The sequence below is a fragment of the Burkholderia sp. S171 genome, from assembly GCF_009766085.1.
Taxonomy (GTDB): domain Bacteria; phylum Pseudomonadota; class Gammaproteobacteria; order Burkholderiales; family Burkholderiaceae; genus Caballeronia.
In genome coordinates, this window is record NZ_LMUF01000064.1 from 1 (window position 1) to 431 (window position 431).

At 59.6% G+C, this 431-nt stretch carries 1 protein-coding gene and 1 pseudogene; both read left to right on the top strand.

The window, feature by feature from the left end; translation table 11 throughout:
• Positions 1-255 (top strand): annotated as a pseudogene (locus GSQ93_RS34855) (ABC transporter ATP-binding protein); the annotation flags it as partial.
• Positions 256-267: 12 nt separating this feature from the next.
• On the top strand, positions 268-431 hold a 164-nt coding region (locus tag GSQ93_RS34860; RefSeq protein WP_158940963.1), incomplete at its 3' end, for an ATP-binding cassette domain-containing protein.

The window sequence follows — 431 nt, forward strand, 5'->3', positions numbered from 1 at the left end:
CCGGCCTTGCTACTCCTCGACGAACCCGCTGCCGGCATGACGGACCATGAAACCATGCAGCTCGCGGAGTTGCTGAATAAGCTGCGCGGCACGTGTTCGATGATGGTCGTCGAGCACGACATGGAGTTCGTCGCGGCGCTCTCGGGGGATACGGGACGCGTGACCGTGATGGCCGAAGGCAGCGTGCTTGCACACGGCACGCTTGACGAAGTAAAGCGCAACGAGAAAGTGATCGAGTCGTATCTCGGCCGATAAAGGAAATACAACATGCTCGAAGTCGATTCCCTCAACCAGTTCTACGGCGGCAGCCACATCCTGCGTGATGTGAAGATGACCGTGCCTGACGGAAAGCTCACGGTGCTGCTGGGCCGCAACGGCGTGGGCAAGACAACCCTGCTGCGCTGTTTAATGGGCGTGGTGCCCACCAAAAG